Below are 21,248 nucleotides of genomic sequence, written 5' to 3'. Positions count from 1 at the left end.
GGTGTGCGGACACCAGGACTGGGGGCGCCGGGAGTGTGCTCAGTTGTCCGGGGAGCGCAGGACCCGGAGATGACCGCGGCGGGCGACCTCCATGGGGTCGGCCGTGCGCGGGCCGCCGCCGGCCGCCTCCGCCGCGCGCTCCTGGGGGCGGGCCGCCTCGCGCACCGCGTTGGCGAGCGCTTCCAGGTCGTCTCCGCTGGGCCGGGCGGGAGCGGAGCCGTCGAGGAGCCGGACGACCTCCCAGCCGCGCGGGGCGGTCAGGCGCTCGGAGTGCTCGGCGCACAGGTCGTAGCAGTGGGGTTCGGCGTAGGTGGCGAGCGGGCCGAGGACCGCGGTCGAGTCGGCGTAGACGTACGTCAGCGTCGCGACGGCGGGTCGGCCGCAGGCGGTGCGCGAACAGCGACGTACAGGGCTCACGACGTTGGACGGTACCGCACTCTTGAGCGGGCCGCGACGACTCTGGACCAGGTCACTCCACCGTGTCGTGGTGTGAAACACCCCACATACCCTTTCGAACAGGCCCTGTTGACCTGCGTGGACGGGTTCGCGACGGGGCACGGACGGGGTCACGCCTGGTCATGTTTCGGTACAAACAAGGTCAATTGGCTTGAGTTCGGTGGTCTTGGAGGGTTACGGAAACGAGCCAGACCTTGGCCGGAATGGTCGTCCTGTGACAGGGAGGGGAACGGGTGCCGAACGAGCGCAGAAGAGGGGCGGCCCGGTGGCGGCCGGGTGGCTGGTTGGCGCGGGTCTCCCGTGGGGGACGCGCGTGGAGCAGGGCGGGCGGGGTGTGCGAGGACTACGCTTCCCCAGTGATGGACAACCGTGTACCGCCCCGTGCCGCCGGCCCTGGGCCCCGTCGTCGTGATCGCCATGGGCGGGGCATGCGCGGGCCGATCGCGCCCCCGCAGGTGCCGTTGGCGGCGAGTCGGGGCGAGGTGTTCGCGGACCTGGTGCAGGACTCCGTGGACCGTCTCGAGCGACGGTGGCCGCAGCTGGCCGACATCGACTTCCTCGTGCTGGAGGTGCCTCGGCTGGATGCGCGGGGCGAGCAGGCGTGGGGGGACGAGGCCGTGCCCCTGGGCGGGGTCGTGTCGGCTCGGGAGGGGCGGCGGGCGCGGGTGATCGTCTATCGGCGGCCGGTGGAGATCCGGACCAAGGGGCGGGACGAGCGGGCGGCGCTGGTGCACGAGGTGGTCGTGGAGCAGGTCGCCGAGTTGCTCGGGCTGACGCCGGAGACGGTGGATCCGCGGTACGGGGAGGACTGAGGGGCTGGGGGCGGGCAACAGCCCTGCCCCGCACCCCTCTTCAGCGCCGCGCGGGTCAGTTCTGCAAGACCGACAGGTCCTCGTCCGTCTGGGGGACTGCCACCTTTCCGTGGTCGTCGGGGAGGGGCTGGATGGTGAAGCCGGGGACGCCTGCCTCGGTGGCCGCGAGGGTGCGGGAGGCGTAGACCGGACCGCCGGAGAGGGGCTCCACGGTGAGGGCGTAGGTGCCCTTCAGGCCGGACGGGGCCGGGGGCTGGATGTTCTGGGTGGTGCCGGACTTGATCGTGTAGGTCTTGGAGACCGCCGTGCCGCCCTCGCTGCCGGCCGAGGCGGTGACCTTGACGGTGGCGGTGGCGGTGGGCGCGCTCAGGGCCAGGGTGGAGCCCTTGGCGCTGTTGTCGGCCGACGTCGCGCGGGTGCCGACGGGGGCCGTGGCCGGGATGAAGGCCGTCTCCTGGGCGGCGCCCTTGCCGCGGACCACGCGCAGGGCCGCGACGACCGGGACCTGCTGGTCGACGGGGGTCAGGATCAGGGAGCCCGCCTCGCCGCGGGTCACCGGGCCGAGGTCGGTCGTGCTGGTCATGCCGGCCTTCACATGCAGCGTCTCGTTCCCGGCCGGGGTGATCAGGCCGTCGGGCGAGGCCAGCCGGATCTTCAGGTCGGCGTCGTCGCCGCCGGGGGTGAAGGCGATCAGGCTGACGTCGGTGGCGTCCTTGGGGATGCCCGGCAGGACCAGGCCGGCGGCCGGGTCGGCGGAGGCGGTCAGCCAGTCGCCGCCGGCCTTGGCGTCCAGGGCCTGCACGGCCGCGCCGACCCGCCCGCTGCGCACGCTGACGTGCACGGTCAGGTCGGGCTGCCGCTGGTCGGTGAGCGTGGAGAGCAGGATCTGCTTGCCGGCGTGCGGCGGGAGCGTGAGGTCCTCCCCGAGGGAGGACTTGATCTGGCCGTCCTTGCCGTACAGCTCGATGTCCACGACGGCGGCGGAGTCGTCGGGGTTGGTGAGGTGGACGTAGTCGGTGCGGCCGGCTGCCGTACTGGCGCCGGGGAACCAGAAGTCGGTGTCCGGGGCGGTGCAGTTGACGCCCTGGAGGCCGCGGCCGGTGCCGGCGGCGACCTCGGTGGTCTCCTGGACGGTCCAGCCGGGCGCGAGGCCGCCGTCGGCGGTGCCGATGAGCGCGGGGGTGTCGGCTCCGGAGGTGTCGCCGGTGACGGGCGTGCCGGCTGCCTTCGGGGTGAGCGCCGGCTGGTCCGACGGCGTCTTCTTCGAACCCTTCGAGCCCTTGGAGTCCTTCGGGTTCGTGTCGTCCAGGGACTGCTGCACGGCCGCCTGGAAGCGGGCCTTGCCGCCGCTCGCCGCGCCCTGGGTGACGGGTGTGTACGACGTGTACGAGGTGTCGGCGATGTCCGAGACACTCGGCGCCGGGCACAGCAGGCTGGTGCGCTGCACGGGCAGATGGGCGGCCGCCGTGGGGGCGGGCGCGCCGGACGCGTCCGGGGTGTCGAGCGCGGCGAACGCGGTGACGGCGGCCAGCGCGGCGGTGCCGGCGAACAGGGACAGGGTGGTGCGGTTCACTGCTGGCTCCCGTCGGGGCGCTCACTGCCGGTGCCGTGGGGGTGCTGGGCGGGGTCGTACGCCGGGTCGTAGCCCTGTGGCATCTGCTGCTGGTAGGCCGTCGGGTCATAGGGCTGCTGGTCGCCGGTGCCCGCGTAGGCGTAGGGGTCGTACTGGGCCGGCTGGTAGGGGTCGGGCTGGTACGTGTGCTGGTCGTACCCGGGGCCGGCCTGGTACGGGTCGGCCGGGTAACCGGGGTATCCGGCGTTCGCGTAGCCGCTCTGGTCCCAGTCGTCGTACGACTGCTGGTGCGGTACGGCGGCGGCCGGTGGCTGTTCCGGCAGCGGCGGGCCGGCCGGCTGCTCGGGCGTGACCGGTTCCTCGGGTGTGGCCGCTTCCTCGGCCTGGGCGCGCAGCCGGCGGGCGCGGCGGCCCTCGCCCGCGGCGGCCTGGGCCGGGAGGGGCTGTTCCTCGGGCAGGTCGTCGTCGACGTCGCGGCGGCGGCCGGGCAGTGCGAGGACGACCAGGACGACGCCGAGCGCGCCCTGGGCCCACAGCCAGGCGGTGTGGGTGAGCGGGGCGTCGTAGGTGACGTCGAGGGTGCCGCCGGTGGCGGGGAGCTGGAAGCCCTGGGCCCAGCCGTCGACGGTGGTGCGGGTGAGCGGCTTGCCGTCGAGGGTGGCCGTCCAGCCGTCGGAGGCGGTGTCGGCCAGGCGCAGCACGCGGCCCGCCGGGCCGGCGGGGACGGTGGTGTGGATCTCGACCGGGCCGGCGGAGACCGGCTGGGCGGTGCCGGTGCCGCCCGCGGGCACGATGGTGGCGCGGGAGACCTCCTGGTCGACCCGCCACAGGGAGTTGCCGCTCTGCTGGCTGAGCCGGGTCAGGCCCGGGGTGGCGTCGAGGACGCGGGTGATCTCGCGGGGTGCGCCCTTGTGCACGAGGACGTAGCGGACGGCGAAGCCGCCGAGTTCGTCGGACTGGTCGGCGCCGGAGCCGGCGACGAGGTTGGCGACGACCTTGTCCAGGCGGGCGTTGGCGCCGTCGGCGGCGGCGAGTTCGGCGTCTCCCATGCGGGCGCCGGAGCCGCGGACGAGGGTGTAGCGCACGCGTGTGGCGGAGTCGCTGTCGAGGACGAGGGTGCGGGCCCGGTCGCCGGTGATGGAGTCCTCGGCGACGAACGCGGGCACCTGGGTCGGGTCGCGCCGCTCCAGGGGGCCGTCGGCGCCGCGGATCATCCAGCCGGCGGCGACGAGCAGCGGGCCCGCGGCCGCGGCGAAGGCGATCAGGGCGGCGACGGGCTGGCGCCAGCCGAAGCTCTGCTCGGCCACGCGGGAGCGTGCGCCGTCGGCGCCGAGGACGGCGGCGGCCAGCAGGGCGATGCCGTAGACGAGGGTGGCCGGGCCGGCCCAGGCGGACTTGTTGGACAGGACCGCGAAGAGGAGGCCGAGCAGGGCGACGGCCCAGGCGGTGCGGACGGCCCGCTGCCGGTCGGAGCGCAGCAGGGCGGCGAGGGCGGCGAGCACGATGCCGATGAGCATCAGGCCGTGCATGGTGCCGGCGCCGCCGGGGCTGGCGCCGAGCAGGTCCGTCGCGGAGGCGGTGGAGGCGCCGTACTCCAGGCCGGCTTCGTGGAAGAAGCCGGTCGGCAGGAGGGTCAGCGACCAGGGCGCGAGGAGCAGCAGCGGGGTGCCGAGCTGGGCGAGGAAGCGCAGGCCGTAGGCGACGAGGTCGGAGCGGCGCAGCACCAGCACGCCGAGGCCGAGGATCAGCGCGAGGGGCCAGACGACCGGGGTGAAGGCGGTGGTGATGGTCAGCAGCAGCGCGTACGCCCAGGTGGCGCGCCAGCTGCCGCGCGTGCCGGAGCGGTGGGCGAGGCCGCTCGCGGCGATGCCCGCGCGCGCGATGAGCGGCAGAGTCACGGCGAGGACGGCGGTGCCGATGCGGCCGCCGGCCAGGGCGCCTGCGGTGGCGGGCAGGAAGGCGTAGCCGATGGCCGCCCACGCGCGCAGCAGCCGCGAGGTGACCAGGGGCCGGGAGGCGAAGTAGGCGGTGCATCCGGCGAGCGGCACCGAGCCGACCAGCAGGACGGTGACGGCGAGTCCGGTGGAGCCGAACAGCAGGGAGGCGAGGGTCGCGACCAGGGCGAGGTAGGGCGGGGCGGCGGGGGTGCCGCCGGTGCCGACCGGGTGCCAGGCGTCCAGGTAGCGGGACCACAGGTCGCCGGCGCCGGCCGGGGCGGGCAGCAGGGCGCCGCCGGCGAGCGCACCGCCGCCGAGGAGGGCCCGGCAGGCGACGAGGGAGACGAGCAGCAGTCCGAGGAAGAGCACCGGGCCGGGTTTGCGGGCGATGCGCTTGAGCCGGGCGAACTGCTCGACCTCGAGGAATTCCGCGTCGTCGCCGCCGGGGCCGGACTCCACGGCGCCGCCGTGCCGGCCGGCCGAGGCGGTGTCGGTGTCGGAGCCGCTGGTGAAGTTGGCCGCGATCTGCTCCACGGTGGCGCGGATGGTGGCGCCGGGCGGCGGGAAGAGCTGGCGGAGTTCGCCCTTGTCGATCCGGGAGGGGCCGCGGCGGCGCCGGGCGGCGATGATCCGTTCGGGCCGCAGCAGGGTGCCCAGCAGACCGCGGATCTCGTCGACGGCCTGTCCGGGGACCTTGCCGACGAGGTAGGCGACGGTCCGCAGGAGGGTGCCGAGGACGAGCCGCAGCAGCACCCAGGGCAGGGCGGCGCCGCGGGTGTTGGCGAGCAGGGTGTAGACGGCGCCGGCCTTGTCGACCTTGTGCGGGGAGGCGGCGGTGCGGCCCGCGCAGTCGACGGTGCGGCGCTCGCGGGAGGCGGCCTCGGCGTGCCGGACGACGGCCTCGGGGGCGATCAGGACGCGGTGGCCGGCGGCGTGGGCGCGCCAGCACAGGTCGACGTCGTCGCGCATCAGGGGCAGTCGGCGGTCGAAGCCGCCGAGCTGTTCGAAGACGTCGCGGCGGACGAGCATGCCGGCGCTGGAGACGGACAGCACGGTACGGACGTGGTCGTGCTGGCCCTGGTCCTGCTCGCGGCGGTCCAGACCGGTCCAGCGGCGGCCGGAGTTGGCGATGGAGACGCCGACCTCGAGCAGTTGCCGGCGGTCGTACCAGCCGCGGAGTTTGGGGCCGACGATGGCGACGTCGTCGCGGCCGAGTTCGAGTTCGTTGTCGACGACGCGGAGCAGCTGGGCGAGGGCGTCGGGTTCGGGGGCGCAGTCGTCGTGCAGCAGCCAGAACCACTGGACGGGTTCGCCGTGCGGCAGTTCGGGCAGGTCGTAGGCGTCGTCGCGCCAGCTGCGGGTGACCGGGTCCCAGCCGCTGGGGCGCTTGAGGTACGGCAGGTCGTCCGGGGTGAGGACGGGCGCGATGCGGCCGGCCTCCTCGACGGCCTGGCCGAAGCCGGTGCGGCGGGCGAGGTGCAGCACGTTCGCGTCGCCGAGGGCGTCGGTGAGGAGCTGCGCGGAGTCGTCCGCGCTGCCGGTGTCGGCGGCCACCGCGTGCTGGACGGGGCGCTCCTGGCCGAGCAGCCCGGCGAGCGCGTCGGGCAGCCAGCGGGCGCCGTCGTGGGAGACGAGGACCGCGGTCACCACATGACGCGGAAACTCGGGCGGGCGGGACGGGTCGAACGCCGCTGTGGCGGCGCCGCCTTGGGCTGCCGTATGGCTGTGCACGGACATCGAGGTACGGGCCCCGGTTCGATGGACTGCGGTGGACGCCCGCGCCCTCTCGGGGGCCGAGGGGACAGCGGGGCGTCTCGGACGAGCGACCACACTATCGGCTGGGCATGACGACGGCCCGCCGCCTGTGGATAACCCACCCGCGACGGGCCGTTCGTGACGTTTTCGACTGGTTGTCCGGTCAGACGGCGGCCTTCTTCAGCCTGCGGCGTTCACGCTCGGACAGGCCGCCCCAGATGCCGAAGCGTTCGTCGTTGGCGAGGGCGTACTCGAGGCACTCGGAGCGGACCTCGCAGGCGAGGCAGACCTTCTTCGCCTCTCTGGTGGAGCCGCCCTTCTCGGGGAAGAAGGACTCGGGGTCGGTCTGGGCGCACAGCGCGCGCTCCTGCCAGCCGAGTTCCTCGTCCGCGTCGTCGACCAGCAGTTGCTGCACCAGCTCGGTCATGTGCGCCCCTCGTCTGTCTTTCGCGTCCCCGTGCGTAGCCGTCGTTACCGATTTCGGCTGAACGACACGAGTGAAATTACAAGTGTGCTGCTCCGGGCGAGTCAAGCCGAGATCTGCTATTGGGCCCGTTATTCACTCTGCGGAACCAAGGCCCTGCGGAAAGTGTTCAAATCACCATAAACCCAGACACGCAGCCGAGCCCGGGAGAGGGCTGCCGGACCCGTACAGGGCTCTGTACGAAGAAGGACGCCCCGGCGTTCGATCGCGTTCCGCGCGGCCTGCGCGCCCGGATGTGCCCCATGTGTCCCGACACCCCGGTGCGCAAACCTTTCACCCCCGGAGATGAACCGGATGAGGTGAACCATGTCCCACATTCCGGGCATCGAGTTGACACTGCGGGTGTGAACCGCTGTCCTAGGGGGCATGCTCGCGTACTCGGCCCTCACCTCGACCCGCACCGCCGGGTCCCACGGTGCTGCCCGGGCGCGCTGTAGCTGTTGTTGCTGTCCCAGCTGTTGAGCCTTTCCCTCCTTGCTCCAGCTGTGCCGAGTCCCTGTCGACGGCTCGGCCGCTCCCTCCTCCCACGCTCACGCCGAGGAACCACCCCACCATGAACAGCGACAACGACCTCCAGATCGCCGGCGACATCCTCGAAGTCCCGCACCTGCTCCAGCCGCCGCGCGAGCACCCCGTCACCGTGGCCGAGTTCGCGGGCCTGGCCCGCACCATCGCCGCCGACCGCGCCCAGTGGGCCCACCTGGTGCGCTACGACGCCACCACCCGCTGGTACCACCGGCTGCGCACGGGTCCCGGGTACGAGGTCTGGCTGCTGTCCTGGGTGCCCGGGCAGGGCAGCGGGCTGCACGACCACGGCCGCTCCTCCGGGGTGCTGACCGTCCTGGAGGGCACGCTCACCGAGCACGCCGGACGCGGCACGCGCGCCCTGACGCCGGGCGCGCAGCGCGTCTTCGCGCCGGGGTACGCGCACGAGGTGGTGAACGACACGCTGGAGCCCGCGGTCAGCCTGCACCTGTACTACCCGGGCCTGACCGAGATGCCCATGTACACCTCCCCCAACTGCGCGGCACGCGAGGGATCTCGTGCGGTGACTGCCTGACGCGTTGTCGTACCCGCCTGCAAGACTTGACGCATGCGCATTGTGGTTCTGGCAGGCGGCATCGGTGGTGCCCGGTTCCTGCGCGGCCTGAAGCAGGCCGTGCCGGAGGCGGACGTCACGGTGATCGGCAACACCGGCGACGACATCCACCTCTTCGGGCTGAAGGTCTGCCCGGACCTCGACACGGTGATGTACACGCTCGGCGGCGGCATCAACGAGGAGCAGGGCTGGGGGCGGACCGACGAAACCTTCCACGTCAAGGAGGAACTGGCGGCCTACGGCGTCGGACCCGACTGGTTCGGGCTCGGCGACCGGGACTTCGCCACACACATCGTGCGGACGCAGATGCTGGAGGCCGGCTACCCGCTCAGCGCGGTCACCGCGGCACTGTGCGACCGCTGGCAGCCGGGCGTGAAGCTGATCCCGATGACCGACGACCGCGTGGAGACGCATGTCGCCGTGGAGATCGACGGCGAGCGCCGGGCCATCCATTTCCAGGAGTACTGGGTGCGGCTGCGCGCCTCGGTCCCGGCCCAGGCCATCGTGCCGGTCGGCGCCGAGCAGGCCAAGCCGGCGCCGGGCGTCCTGGAGGCGATCGCCGCGGCGGACGTCATCCTCTTTCCGCCGTCCAACCCGATCGTGTCCATCGGCACCATCCTCGGCGTGCCGGGCATCCGCGAGGCCATCGCGGAGGCGGGCGTGCCGGTGGTCGGCCTGTCCCCCATCGTCGGGGACGCGCCCGTGCGCGGGATGGCCGACAAGGTGCTCGCCGCGGTCGGCGTGGAGTCCACGGCCGCCGCGGTCGCCGAGCACTACGGCTCCGGGCTGCTGGACGGCTGGCTGGTCGACACCGTCGACGCGGCCGCGGTGGCGCGGGTCGAGGCGGACGGCATCCGCTGCCGGGCCGTACCGCTGATGATGACGGACGTGAAGGCGACCGCGCAGATGGCGCGGGAGGCGCTGGCGCTGGCCGAGGAGGTGCGGGAAGCGTGAGCGCGGAGCGCGCGGAGTACCGGGTCTGGGCGCTGTCCGGCATCCCCGAGGTGCAGCGGGGCGACGACCTGGCCAAGCTGATCGCCGTCGCCGAGCCGGCCCTCGCCGACGGGGACGTGGTGATCGTCACCTCCAAGATCGTCTCGAAGGCCGAGGGCCGGATCATGGAGGCGGCCGACCGGGAGGCGGCGATCGACGCGGAGACCGTGCGGGTGGTGGCCCGGCGCGGCACGCTGCGGATCGTGGAGAACCGGCAGGGCCTGGTCATGGCCGCCGCCGGTGTCGACGCCTCCAACACCCCCGCGGGCACGGTGCTGTTGCTGCCGAGGGACCCGGACGCGTCCGCGCGCTCGATCCGCGCCGGCCTGCGCGAGCTGCTCGGCGTCGACGTCGGTGTCATCGTCACCGACACGTTCGGGCGACCCTGGCGCTCGGGGCTCACGGACGTGGCGATCGGCGCCGCCGGCGTGCGCGTGCTGGACGATCTGCGCGGGGGCACGGACGCGTACGGCAATCCGCTCAGCGCGACCGTCGTGGCCACGGCCGACGAACTGGCCGCCGCCGGTGATCTGGTCAAGGGCAAGGCGGCCGGGCGGCCGGTGGCGGTGGTGCGCGGGCTGGCGCACATCGTCGGCGAGGCGGCCGACGAGGGGTACGGCGAGGACGGCGAGCCCCGTCGGGGGGCGCGGGCCCTGGTGCGGACCGCGGCCAACGACATGTTCCGGCTCGGCACCTCCGAGGCGATCCGGGAGGCGGTGACCCAGCGGCGCACGGTGCGCGCCTTCACGGACGCCCCGGTGGACCCCGGGGCGGTACGGCGCGCGGTGGCGGCGGCGCTGACCGCACCGGCTCCGCACCACACCACGCCCTGGCGGTTCGTGCTGCTGGAGTCGGCGGAGTCCCGGACCCGGCTGCTGGACGCGATGCGGGACGCGTGGGTCGCGGATCTGCGCCGGGACGGCAGGAGCGAGGAGGCGATCGCGAAGCGCGTGCGGCGCGGGGACGTGCTGCGGAACGCGCCGTATCTGGTCGTGCCGTGTCTCGTCACGGACGGCGCGCACCACTACGGGGACGCCCGGCGGGACGGCGCCGAGCGCGAGATGTTCGTCGTCGCGATGGGCGCGGGCGTGCAGAACTTCCTGGTCGCGCTGGCCGGGGAGCGGCTGGGGTCGGCGTGGGTGTCGTCCACGATGTTCTGCCGGGACGTGGTGCGCGAGACGCTCGGCCTGCCGGCCGACTGGGATCCGATGGGCGCGGTGGCGATCGGCCGCCCGGCGGAGGAGCCGAGGACGCGGGCGGAGCGGGACGCGGGGGCGTACATCGAGGTGCGGTGAGACGGCTCCGGCCAGCGCCTAGTCTCGTAGGAAAGCATCCGCACCCCGAGGACGTCAGCAGTGGCAGGACGATTCGCTCCGCGGCCCACGCGTACGAGTGTGCGCGGGGGTGAGACCGGCGTGCCCGTCGGCGGGCCCGCGCGCGGTGGGGCGGGGGTGCCGCGGCAGGCGGTGGCGGCTCCGGCCCGGGTACGGCGGTGGGTGCCGGACGGGCCGCTCGACCTCGGGCTGGTGCTCGGGCCGCTGCGGCGCGGGCCCGCCGACCCCACCTTCCGGACCACGGCGGACGGGTCCGTCTGGCGCACCAGCCGCACGCCGGCCGGCCCGGGCACGCTGCGGGTGCGGGCGTACGGCGATGAGGTGCTCGGCGAGGCCTGGGGGGCCGGGGCGGAGTGGCTGCTGGACCGGCTGCCGGAGCTGCTGGGTGCGGCCGATGATCCGGGGGCGTTCGTGCCCCGGCACCGGGTGGTGGCACATGCGTGGCGCCGGCGGCCGGGGTTGCGGCTGACGCGGACCGGGCTGGTGCTGGAGTCGTTGATCCCCTCGGTGCTGGAGCAGAAGGTCACCACGGACGAGGCGTACCGGGCGTGGCGGTTGCTCGTGCGGAGGTTCGGCGAGCCGGCGCCGGGGCCCGCGGGGGTGGGGGAACGGCCGATGTTCGTGATGCCCGCGCCGCGGACCTGGGCGCTGATTCCCTCCTGGGAGTGGCATCGGGCCGGGGTGGACGACAAGCGGGCGTCGACGGTGTTGCGGGCCGTGCGGGTCGCTGCGCGGCTGGAGCAGGTGGTGGGGTTGCCGGCGGGTGAGGCTCGGGCGCGGCTGGAGGTGGTGCCGGGGGTGGGGCCGTGGACGTCGGCGGAGGTGGTGCAGCGCAGTCATGGGGCGGCGGATGCGGTGACGGTGGGGGATCTGCATCTGCCGGGGATCGTGGGGTGGGCGTTGGCGGGGGATCGGGGGGCGGATGATGCGGTGATGCTGGAGTTGTTGGAGCCGTATGCGGGGCAGCGGCATCGGGCGGCGCGGTTGATTTTGTTGAGCGGGTGTGTGCCAAAGCGGAGGGCGCCGAAGATGCGGCGGGTTGATATCGGGTTGCTCTGAAGGGTTCGCTTTTGGGGTGCCCTGTGCTGTGGCTGGGCGGGTGGGGTTTCGCTTGCCCGCGCTGGCGGGGTACCGCCTGCGCCCACCCGCCCCGCAGGGACTCCTACTGGTCCGAGGAGAAGCGGACCGCGCCTGCTGGGATTTGGGCGTTGCACCAGATGCGGGCGCCGGTGCGGAGTTCGTTGTCGGGGCCGACGATCGCGTCGTCGCCGACCACCGTGCCGGTGAGGACGGAGCGTTCGCCGACGCGGGCGCGGGAGCCGATCAGGGAGTCGGTGATGACGGCGCCGGGTTCGATGACGGCGCCGGGGAGGATGGTCGAGCCGAAGACCGTCGCGCCCTCGGCCACGAACGCGCCCTCGCCGACCACCGTGCCGCCGGTCAGCTTCGCGCCCGGCGCCACCCTGGCCGTGGGAAGGACGAGGCGGTCGCCGCAGCGGCCGGGGACCGCCGGGGACGGGGCGCGGCCGAGGACCAGGTCGGCCGAGCCGCGGACGAAGGCGGCCGGGGTGCCGAGGTCCAGCCAGTAGGTGGAGTCGACCATGCCCTGGAGGTGGGCGCCGGCGGAGAGCAGGCCGGGGAAGGTCTCGCGCTCCACCGAGACGGGGCGGCCCGCCGGGATCATGTCGATGAGGGAGCGGCGGAAGACGTACGCGCCGGCGTTGATCTGGTCGGTGACGATCTCCTCGGGCGTCTGGGGCTTCTCCAGGAAGGCGAGGACGCGGCCGGAGGGGTCGGTGGGGACCAGGCCGTAGGCGCGCGGGTCGGTGACCTTCGTCAGGTGCAGGGAGACGTCCGCGCCCGTGGACTCGTGGGTGTCGACCAGGGCCCTGATGTCGAGTCCGGTGAGGATGTCGCCGTTGAAGACGAGGACCGGGTCGTCGGGGCCGGAGTGCAGCCGGGAGGCGACGTTGCGGATGGCGCCGCCGGTGCCGAGGGGTTCCTCCTCGGTGACGTACTCGATGTGCAGGCCGAGCGCGGCGCCGTCGCCGAAGTAGGGTTCGAAGACCTCGGCCAGGTAGCTGGTCGCGAGGACGATGTGCTCCACGCCCGCCGCTCTCGCTCTGGCCAGCTGGTGGGTGAGGAACGGCACTCCGGCGGCCCGCACCATGGGCTTGGGGGTGTGCACCGTGAGCGGTCGCAGCCGGGTGCCCTTGCCGCCGACCAGGAGGATCGCTTCTGTCACCTGTCGTCTCTGCTTCCTGCCGGGACCGCTCGAATCAGTTGTTACCGCCACATTGCCATGCGTCTCGGGCGGTCAGTTTAGACGGATGGGAGCCGGAGCCCCCCGACTCCGGCTCCCTGGCGACGGCGTGCGCCCCGTGGCTCGGCCGGCTCAGCGGCCCTGGTACCGCGCCGCGTCGGCGCGGGCCGACCCGAGCTTGGCATAGAGCCGTTTGCCGGGGCATTCCGTGGCGAACCCGTCCCGATGACCGGAGATCACGTTCAGTCGTACGTTCTTCCCCTTCGGGTACAGATTGCCACCGCCCGACGTCAGGTATGTCTTTCCGCGCGGATTCGCCCCGAAGAGGCCGAGTTTCCAGGCGGTGAGCCGGGCGATCGCCGTCACCGCCGCGTTAGACGGCTTCGTGGCGCCGTAGGTTCCGATGACGGCGATGCCCATGCTGTTGGTGTTGAAACCGAGGGTGTGCGCGCCGAGGACGGCCTTGGTCACTCCGCCGGCCCGGCCCTCGTAGATGGTTCCGCACTTGTCGACGAGGAAGTTGTAGCCGATGTCCCGCCAGCCCATGCTCGTGACGTGGTAGCGGTAGATACTGCGGATGACGGAGGGCGCCTGGGAGCAGGTGTACTTGTTGCCCGAGGCGGTGTGGTGCACGAAGGCCGCCTTGACCTTCTTCGTGTAGAGGAACCCGGGTTCGCGCAGTGACTCGTTCGCGCCCCAGCCCCGGCGGGTGACGATGCGCGGCCGTGGCCCGATGTACGGCTTCGCCCGCACCACCCCTTCCAGGCGGGCGAGTTCGCTCTCGGTGGCCGACCGGCTCAGCTCCGGGATCTCCAGGGCGCCGAACCCGGTGATGTCGGTGTTGGCGGCGGAGGCCGCGCGCGCCGCGTCGGTGTGCAGTCCGGTGCGCGGCGCGTCGGCCGGTGCGCCCTCTGGGAGGGCCTCGTCGCCGGGGTCGACGAGTTCCAGGCGCAGTCCCGAGGGCAGCGGGGGTGGCGTCGCCGCACGGCTGCCGCGGGCGGGTGCGCCGCTCTCCGCGCGGACCTGGACGTCCACTCCGTCGGACTCGCCCACCCACAGCGGCGCGGTCGCCCCGCGCACCCGTCGCGAGGTGCGTTCCGCGGTGCCGGGGTCGGCGCCGTGGTCGGCGTTGTCGGTCTCGACGTCCTGCCAGCCGGACCACCGGCCCGTCGCCACGGAGCGGGTGCGCACCTGGACCCGGCCGTGCAGTGCGGTGTCCGGGTCGTCCCAGACGACTCCGACCAGTGCGAAGCGCTCTACCTCGGCGCGGTACAGGCCCTGTTCCGGGGCCGCGCCGAGGGCGCGGGTGCGGGAGCGGGGCACCAGCGGCAGGGACTGGGTGTGGCCCGGGATCGCGGCTTCGGCGGGGCTCGCACCGGCGGCGGGGCGGGCGGGCACGGTGGTCACGGCGGTCGCGGGCACGGCCAGGGGAAGGGTGAGGGCCGCGGCGACCGTGGTGACGCCGATGGAGGAGGTCAGGAATCCACGCATGGCTATGATCTTGGACATAGTCAGACAAATCTGTCCATCGGTGAACTGACGGACCGTCGGACGGCGCTCCGCCGAACCGGTGGCCCGCCGCGCGCCCGCGAGTCCCGGCCCGCGCGTACCCTGTGCCGGGTGAACGCCACCGATCGCACCCCCGCCGACCTGCTGGCTTCCGCGCTCACCGCGGACCCCGGCCGCCCTCTGGTGACCTTCTACGACGACGCCACGGGCGAACGCGTCGAACTGTCCGTGGCCACCTTCGCCAATTGGGTGTCCAAGACCGCGAACCTCCTCCAGGGCGACCTCGCCGCCGGTCCCGGCGACCGGGTCGCGCTGCTGCTGCCGGCGCACTGGCAGACGGCGGTGTGGCTGCTCGCGTGCGCCTCGGTGGGCGCGGTCGCGGATGTCGCCGGTGATCCGGCGGCGGCGGACGTGGTGGTGAGCGGTCCGGACTCCCTCGAGGCGGCGCGGGCCTGCCGCGGCGAGCGGGTCGCGCTGGCGCTGCGGCCGCTGGGCGGGCGGTTCCCGCAGGGGCCTCCGGAGGGGTTCGCCGACTACGCCGTAGAGGTGCCAGGGCAGGGGGACCGGTTCGCGCCGTTCGCGCCGGTGGATCCGGACGAGCCCGCGCTGATCGTGGCCGGGCGGGAGTTCAGCGGGGCGGAGGTCGTCCAGCGGGCCCGGGCGGAGGCGCCGTCGCTGGAGCTGGCCGGGGCCGGGTCCCGGCTGCTGTCCGGGCTGCCGTACGACACCTGGGACGGACTGAACGCGGGGCTGTTCGGGCCGCTGGCCACGGGCGGGTCCGTGGTGCTGTGCCGGCATCTGGACCGGCTGGACGAGGACCGGCTCGCCCAGCGGATCGAGACCGAGAAGGTCACCGTGGTGCGCCGCTGATCAGAGGGGCGGGGGTCCCCCGGTCGGAGTAGTACAGGGCGCCCTGGGACGCCCTGCCCGGCCATCGTCGTAAGGGCAGGGCTTTTGACGCTCGTACGACCGTTAGGGGGACCGTGCCGTGACCGACAGCGTGGGCAGGCCCCTCGGTCCCGGGCTCGGTTCCTCCGCCACCGGTGACGGGCTCGCGCGGCGGCGCCGGCGGCGGTGGGTGCGCGGTACCGCGCTCGGTGCCGCCGTACTCGTCGTGGCCGCCGGCGGGACCGGCTGGGCGCTCTACGCCAAGCTCGACCGCAACATCACCGCCGACGACGCGGCCGCCGCCGAGCTGGCCCGGTACGACAAGGAGCGGCCCACCGCGCTGGTGCGCGGCGCGCAGAACATCCTGCTGATCGGGTCCGACACCCGGGCCGGGGAGGGCAACGCCGAGTACGGGCGGGACCTGGGCAGCGAGCGGTCGGACACCGCGATCCTGCTGCATCTGGCCGCCGACCGGCGCAGCGCCACCGCCGTCTCGCTGCCCCGGGACCTGATGGTGGACATACCGGGCTGCCGGCAGGACGACGGCAGCCGCACCGAGCCGGTGTTCGCGATGTTCAACCAGGCCTTCGCCCTCGGCGGGTCGGCGTGCACGATCCGGACCGTGGAGAAGCTGACGGACATCCGGATCGACCATCACGTGGTCGTGGACTTCCGCGGGTTCAAGGAGATGGTCGACGCCGTCGACGGGGTGCAGGTGTGCCTGAAGGAGCCCATCGACGACAAGGCGGCCCGGCTGAAGCTGCCCGCGGGGAAGGTGCTGCTGGACGGCGAGCAGGCGCTCGGGTTCGTACGGGCCCGCAAGTCGCTCGGGGACGGCAGCGACACCGAGCGGATGGAGCGTCAGCAGCGGTTCCTCGGCGCCCTGGTCGACAAGGTGCAGAGCGACGACGTCCTGCTGAACCCGGCGAAGCTGTATCCGGTGCTGGACGCGGCGACCTCCTCGCTCACCACCGACCCGGATCTGGCGAGTCTGCGCGGCCTGTACCAGTTGGTGCGCGGGCTGCGCGACATCCCGACCGAGCGGGTGCAGTTCCTTACGGTGCCGAGGGAGTCGTACGTCTACGACACCAACCGCGACCAGCTCGTGGAGCCGGAGGCGCAGGCGCTGTTCCAGCGGCTGCGGGCGGACCAGCCGGTGGTGGTGACGCGGCAGAAGCAGGACGGCGCGGGCGGGCAGGGGGACGGCAAGAGCGGTCCCTCGCCCGCGCCCACCTTCCGGGGGAACACCGCCGCCGAGCACACCTGTGAGTGAAGCGCGCCTCCGAGCCGTAAGTGTGTTCAGAAAATGAGGCGGATTGCCCAGTTGTAGGAAGGGTTAATTTGTCACCGGCGTCGCTTGACGCTGAACTGGGCGGATAGTGTGAGCGATCCGGTGCACCCGGCCACGAGGTCCGTCCTGGGGTCGTGCACTGATTCACCGAGACCCGAGCGCCTTTGAGGGGGAAGGCGCCGCGTGGCCCCGACGGAGGATTCGGACAACCGTGGACGCGCAAGGCCGTGGGCGGGCGGAGAACATCGACCCCGCAGACCAGTGGGTACTCAATCCGAACACCGGCGAATACGAACTGCGACTGGGACCTTCCGCACCGCAGTCGCCCGGCCGGTCGTCGGTCCCCTCGCCGCGCAGACCGGACGCGCCGGGCGACGGCGCGCCGCGCCGCCGGGACGACGCGAAGCCCGGCGGGACCCGGGAGATGCGGCAGGTACGCCCAGGGGACGTGCCGCCGCCGCGGTCCTCCCGGCGGCGGGGCGCGGAGCCGGAGACGGCGCCCGGGCGGCGCGGCCGGCGGCCGGTGAAGAAGAAGACCCGGTGGGGGAAGGTGCTGGCGTGGACCGCGGGCGGCACGGCCTTCGTGCTGGTCGCCGTCGGCACCGCCGGCTACCTCTACATCAAGCACCTGGAGGGCAACGTCTCCACGATCGACGTCGGTGACGCGGGCTCCAAGGGCTTCAGCAAGGACGAGGCCTTCAACATCCTGATCATCGGTACCGACAAGCGGACCGGGAAGGGCAACGAGGGCTACGGCGACAAGGGTTCCGTCGGCCACGCGGACACCAACATCCTGCTGCACGTCGCCAAGGACCGGACGAACGCGACCGCGCTGAGCATCCCGCGCGACCTGATCGTGGACGTCCCGGACTGCCCGACGAAGCAGCCGGACGGCAGCACCAAGGTGATCCCCGGCACGGACGGGGTGCGGTTCAACACCAGCCTCGGCCAGGACGGCCGCGACCCGGGCTGCACCATGCGCACCGTCGAGGCGGTCACGGGCATCCACGTGGACCACTTCATGATGGCGGACTTCAACGCGGTGAAGACGCTGACGAGCGCGGTCGGCGGCGTCGAGGTGTGTGTCACCCACCCGGTGAACGACAAGCAGTCCCACCTCCATCTGCCCGCCGGCAAGTCGGTCGTCGAGGGCGAGCAGGCGCTGGCCTTCGTGCGCACCCGGCACAGCTTCGGCAACCAGGGCGACCTGGACCGCATCAAGGCGCAGCAGCAGTTCCTGGGCTCCCTGATGCGCAAGATGTCCTCCAGCGACACCCTCACCGACCCGTCGAAGATGCTGGACCTGGCCGAGGCGGCCACGAAGGCGCTGACCGTGGACACCGGGATCCGCAGTGTCAGCACGCTCAAGGACGTGGCTCTGGAGCTGAAGAAGGTGCCGCCGAAGCACATCAGCTTCACCACGGTCCCGGTGGTCGACAACCCCGCCGAGAAGGTCCACGCGACGGTGGTCGTCAACCAGGCGCAGGCCCCGGCCGTCTTCGACGCCATCAAGAACGACGTCTCCCTCACCGAGGTGAAGAAGAAGCAGAAGGCCGCGAAGGACGCCCAGGCCGCCCGGCTCAAGGGGACCAGGTCCGCGCCCTCCGAGGTGCGGGTGCGCGTCCTCAACGGCGGGGCGGCGGCCGGCAGCGCCCAGGCGGTGCTCGGCTGGCTCCAGAACGACGAGGGCGTGCTGAAGTCGGAGAACGCGGGCAACGCGCCGGACCAGCTGAGCAGGACCACCCTGGAGTACGCGCCCGACCAGGCGGCGCAGGCACGGGAGCTGGCCGCGCTGATGGGGCTGCCGGGCTCGGCGCTCAAACCGGGTCGGAGTGTGACCAACTCCCAGGGGCTGCCGGCGATGACGCTGACGCTGGGCAAGGACTTCAAGGGCGCCGGCGTGCCGCTCACCTCCGCCGCGAAGGCACCGAAGGTCGACAAGTCCACGGCCGACGAGGTTAAGTGCGCTTCCTAGGTAACCCAACGGGCCCGTCGTGCGTCTAACTCGTGACGAGACGGGCCCGTCGCGTTGAACGCGCGGGTGGGCGCAAGGGTGGGGAGGGCAGGAAGTTTGGCGCAGAGCGAGGTGCGGGAGGAGGCTCCCGCGATGGGCGACAGGACGTCGCCCGCATCGCAGACACCGGACACGAAGGAAGGCTCCGGCCGGCACGGTGGCGGGCGGCGCAGAGGCGGCGGGAAGGCCGACCGGAGACGCCGCCGACGACGCACCCTGCGCTGGTCGGCGACCGTCCTCGCGGTGGTCATACTCGGCACGGCCGGCGCCGGTTACCTGTACTACCAGCACCTCAACGCCAACATCCGCAAGGGTGCGCGCAGCGCCGGCGACTCCAAGGCGCAGAAGACCGCGCCCAACGCGGCCGGCCAGACCCCGCTGAACATCCTGCTGATCGGCTCGGACAGCCGTAACACCGCCGAGAACGTGAAGCTCGGCGGCAGCAAGAAGCAGGTCGGCAGCCCGCCGCTGGCGGACGTGCAGATCCTCATCCACCTGTCCGCGGACCGCAAGAGCGCCGCCATGGTGAGCATCCCCCGCGACACCCGCGTCGACATCCCGCCGTGCAAGAACCCCGACACCGGCAAGTCCTACCCGGCGACGAACGACATCATCAACACCACCCTGGCCCGGGGCGGGGCCGCGTGCACGCTGTCCACCTGGGAGAACCTCACCAAGGTCTACATCGACCACTGGATGATGATCGACTTCTCCGGTGTGGTGCAGATGGCGGACGCGATCGGCGGGGTCGACGTCTGTGTGAAGCAGAACGTGTGGGACCACCCGACGCCCGACCAGCCCGGCGGCTCCGGGCTGAAGCTGACGGCCGGCACGCACAAGGTCAAGGGCGTCCAGGCGTTGCAGTGGCTGCGCACCCGGCACGCCTGGGGCAGCGACCTGATGCGCGCCCGCGCCCAGCACATGTACCTGAACTCGATGATGCGCACGCTGCAACAGCAGAACGTCTTCACCGACACCGGGCGCCTGATGGACCTGGCCGAGGCGGCCACCAAGTCGCTGAAGGTGTCCGAGGAGATCGGCACCGTCAAGAAGCTGTACGACCTGGGCATGGAGATGAAGTCGGTGCCGTCCGACCGCATCACGTCCGTGACGATGCCCAACATCGAGGACCCGCAGAACAAGGCGCACGTCATCGAGGACAAGGCCGACGCCGACCAGCTGTGGCAGATGCTGCACGACGACGTCCCGCTCGACAAGAACGGCAAGGGCGGTGACACGTCGAAGGGGAAGAAGGACTCCGGCGCCGCCGCCAAGACGCCGTCGACCGACCCGGCCCGCCTCGGCGTGCTGGTGCAGAACGCCACACAGAGCGCGGACCAGGCCGCGGTGCCGCACCGGGCACTGGCGATCAGCCAGGCGCTGGCGCAGAAGGGCTACCCGCGGGCCACGTCCGACACCTCCGTCGCGCAGTCCGTGGACACCACGGTCGTGCAGTATCCGAGCGCGGACCTGGAGGGCGACGCCCAGGCGGTGGCCAAGGCGCTGGGCATCCCGCTGAGCGCGGTGAAGCAGTCGACCGGGGTGTCCGGGGTGACGGTCGTCGTCGGCGCGGACTGGCGCACCGGGACGAGCTATCCGAAGCAGTCCAAGCCGAAGGCCGGGGACCTGCCGAAGAACGCCGACTCGATCAACGGCGCGGACCGCGGACAGTGCATGGACGTGTACGGCCCCTACCAGTGGTGAACGGCATCGGGGCCCCTGTCCGGCCCGAACGGCGCGGACAGGGGCCCCGATGGCCGGTCAGGAGCTGAGCACCGCCGGGCGGCGCGAGGCGATGACCCGCTTGGCCAGGGACTTCGGGCTGGTCAGGAAGCCCCAGCCCCACGACATGTGCATGGTGGCGAGGGCCACCGGGATCTGGAGCCGGGCCTTCAGCGGCAGGCCCTTGCCCGCCGGAACCGAGCCGGCCGTGATCGCCGCCAGATAGCCGGCGGGGATCACGAAGCCCCACGGCGTCAGGGCGGCGCCCACCACGATCCCCGCGGCGATGGCGCACACCGCAGCCGGCGGGGCGAGGTAGCGCAGGTTGATGGAGCCGGCGTGGTAGCGGGCGACGACATGCCGCCAGCGGCCGTAGTCCTTGTACTGCTTGGCCAGCGCCCGGACGGAGGCCCGCGGCCGGTACGACACCTTCAGCTCGGGCGAGAACCAGATCAGGCCGCCCGCCTCGCGGATCCGGAAGTTCAGCTCCCAGTCCTGGGCGCGGATGAACTCCTCGTTGTAGCCGCCCTGCTGCTCCAGGGCCTCGCGGCGGAAGACGCCCAGGTAGACCGTCTCCGCCGGGCCCGCCTCGCCGCCGGTGTGGAAGGCCGCGTTGCCGACGCCGATCCTGGAGGTCATCGCGGCGGCGACCGCGTCCTCCCAGGCGTTCTCGCCCTCGGCGTGCATGATGCCGCCGACGTTCTGCGCGCCGGTCTCCTCCAGGAGCCGTACGGCGGTCGCGATGTAGTTCGGCGAGAGGATGCCGTGGCCGTCGACGCGGACCACGATCGGGTGCCGGGAGGCCTTGATCGCCGCGTTCAGGGCGGCGGGGGTGCGGCCGCTCGGGTTCGGGACGGTGTGTACGCGCCAGTCTTCGTGCACCAGCTCGGCGGCGATCTCGTCCGTGCGGTCCGTGGACGGACCGAGGGCGATGACGACCTCCATCTCGCCGGGGTAACTCTGCGCGAGGATCGCTTGGACGGCCCCGCGCAGATGCCGCTCCTCGTTGAGGACGGGCATGATCACGGAAACAGCGGGGAGCCGCACGTCGGGCTTGGCGTTCATAGGACGCTCACGTTACCGCGAACGGGGGACAGCGGTGCGCGCCGCCGGGGGCG

The 21,248-nt window shown here is 72.8% G+C and carries 16 protein-coding genes; 9 read left to right on the top strand and 7 right to left on the bottom strand.

All coding sequences use genetic code 11. The annotated features are described in order from the left end of the window. Nucleotides 1–39: 39 nt before the first annotated feature. Entirely contained in the window at nucleotides 40–417 is a 378-nt protein-coding gene (locus ACWCV9_RS28610) for a DUF3499 domain-containing protein (protein ID WP_385844825.1), read from the bottom strand. Nucleotides 418–815: 398 nt separating this feature from the next. Between ACWCV9_RS28610 and ACWCV9_RS28605 the strand changes: the two genes are divergently transcribed. Further along, a complete protein-coding gene (locus ACWCV9_RS28605; RefSeq protein WP_450790822.1) occupies nucleotides 816–1,268 on the top strand; it encodes a metallopeptidase family protein in 453 nt (150 codons plus the stop codon). Between the two features lie 55 nt (nucleotides 1,269–1,323). On the opposite strand, the gene ACWCV9_RS28600 is transcribed toward ACWCV9_RS28605, so the two are convergent. The 3 genes from ACWCV9_RS28600 to ACWCV9_RS28590 form a co-directional block, all read right to left on the bottom strand. Then, nucleotides 1,324–2,841 (bottom strand): DUF5719 family protein, encoded by a 1,518-nt coding sequence (locus ACWCV9_RS28600; protein ID WP_450790803.1) that lies wholly within the window; start codon nucleotides 2,839–2,841, stop codon nucleotides 1,324–1,326. Further along, nucleotides 2,838–6,515, bottom strand: coding sequence for a glycosyltransferase (locus tag ACWCV9_RS28595; RefSeq protein ID WP_450790801.1), 3,678 nt, complete (start codon nucleotides 6,513–6,515; stop codon nucleotides 2,838–2,840). Before ACWCV9_RS28595 ends, ACWCV9_RS28600 begins: the two co-directional genes overlap by 4 nt. A 181-nt stretch (nucleotides 6,516–6,696) precedes the next feature. Continuing rightward, entirely contained in the window at nucleotides 6,697–6,960 is a 264-nt protein-coding gene (locus ACWCV9_RS28590) for a WhiB family transcriptional regulator (RefSeq protein WP_003975777.1), read from the bottom strand. A 610-nt stretch (nucleotides 6,961–7,570) separates the two neighbouring features. Here ACWCV9_RS28590 and ACWCV9_RS28585 point away from each other — a divergent pair. Genes ACWCV9_RS28585 through ACWCV9_RS28570 form a run of 4 tightly spaced genes read left to right on the top strand, consistent with a single transcriptional unit; the run spans nucleotide 7,571 to nucleotide 11,502 of the window. After that, entirely contained in the window at nucleotides 7,571–8,077 is a 507-nt protein-coding gene (locus tag ACWCV9_RS28585; protein WP_450790799.1) for a cysteine dioxygenase, read from the top strand. A 33-nt stretch (nucleotides 8,078–8,110) separates the two neighbouring features. Beyond that, nucleotides 8,111–9,070 carry a 2-phospho-L-lactate transferase gene (cofD, locus tag ACWCV9_RS28580; RefSeq protein WP_450790798.1) on the top strand — a complete coding sequence of 320 codons (960 nt, stop codon included), beginning with the start codon at nucleotides 8,111–8,113 and terminating at the stop codon, nucleotides 9,068–9,070. Then, nucleotides 9,067–10,404, top strand: coding sequence for a coenzyme F420-0:L-glutamate ligase (locus tag ACWCV9_RS28575; RefSeq protein ID WP_450790796.1), 1,338 nt, complete (start codon nucleotides 9,067–9,069; stop codon nucleotides 10,402–10,404). Before cofD ends, ACWCV9_RS28575 begins: the two co-directional genes overlap by 4 nt. Before the next feature lie 60 nt (nucleotides 10,405–10,464). After that, nucleotides 10,465–11,502 carry a DNA-3-methyladenine glycosylase family protein gene (locus ACWCV9_RS28570; RefSeq protein ID WP_450790794.1) on the top strand — a complete coding sequence of 346 codons (1,038 nt, stop codon included), beginning with the start codon at nucleotides 10,465–10,467 and terminating at the stop codon, nucleotides 11,500–11,502. 103 nt (nucleotides 11,503–11,605) lie between these two features. On the opposite strand, the gene ACWCV9_RS28565 is transcribed toward ACWCV9_RS28570, so the two are convergent. Further along, nucleotides 11,606–12,688 (bottom strand): sugar phosphate nucleotidyltransferase, encoded by a 1,083-nt coding sequence (locus ACWCV9_RS28565; protein ID WP_450790793.1) that lies wholly within the window; start codon nucleotides 12,686–12,688, stop codon nucleotides 11,606–11,608. Nucleotides 12,689–12,838: 150 nt separating this feature from the next. Then, nucleotides 12,839–14,197, bottom strand: coding sequence for a peptidoglycan recognition protein family protein (locus tag ACWCV9_RS28560; RefSeq protein ID WP_450790791.1), 1,359 nt, complete (start codon nucleotides 14,195–14,197; stop codon nucleotides 12,839–12,841). Between the two features lie 129 nt (nucleotides 14,198–14,326). On the opposite strand from ACWCV9_RS28560, the gene ACWCV9_RS28555 reads away from it, so the two are divergent. The 4 genes from ACWCV9_RS28555 (at nucleotide 14,327) to ACWCV9_RS28540 (ending at nucleotide 20,112) form a co-directional block, all read left to right on the top strand. Beyond that, complete coding sequence (locus tag ACWCV9_RS28555) at nucleotides 14,327–15,085, top strand: TIGR03089 family protein (RefSeq protein ID WP_450790789.1); 759 nt, start codon at nucleotides 14,327–14,329, stop codon at nucleotides 15,083–15,085. 118 nt (nucleotides 15,086–15,203) lie between these two features. Continuing rightward, entirely contained in the window at nucleotides 15,204–16,376 is a 1,173-nt protein-coding gene (locus tag ACWCV9_RS28550; protein WP_450790788.1) for an LCP family protein, read from the top strand. Nucleotides 16,377–16,605: 229 nt separating this feature from the next. Further along, entirely contained in the window at nucleotides 16,606–18,369 is a 1,764-nt protein-coding gene (locus tag ACWCV9_RS28545; protein WP_450790786.1) for an LCP family glycopolymer transferase, read from the top strand. Between the two features lie 132 nt (nucleotides 18,370–18,501). Continuing rightward, nucleotides 18,502–20,112, top strand: a complete 1,611-nt coding sequence (locus ACWCV9_RS28540) for an LCP family protein (RefSeq protein ID WP_450790784.1) — start codon at nucleotides 18,502–18,504, stop codon at nucleotides 20,110–20,112. A gap of 57 nt (nucleotides 20,113–20,169) precedes the next feature. Here the strand turns inward: ACWCV9_RS28540 and ACWCV9_RS28535 are convergent, their stop codons facing one another. Next, nucleotides 20,170–21,195: a glycosyltransferase family 2 protein gene (locus tag ACWCV9_RS28535; RefSeq protein WP_450790783.1), complete on the bottom strand. Its 1,026-nt coding sequence runs from the start codon at nucleotides 21,193–21,195 to the stop codon at nucleotides 20,170–20,172. Between the last annotated feature and the right edge of the window lie 53 nt (nucleotides 21,196–21,248).

The organism is Streptomyces sp. NPDC001606, from assembly GCF_053596835.1.
Note: the sequence above shows the minus strand (reverse complement) of the source record. Positions and strands in the feature narration are given on the sequence as shown.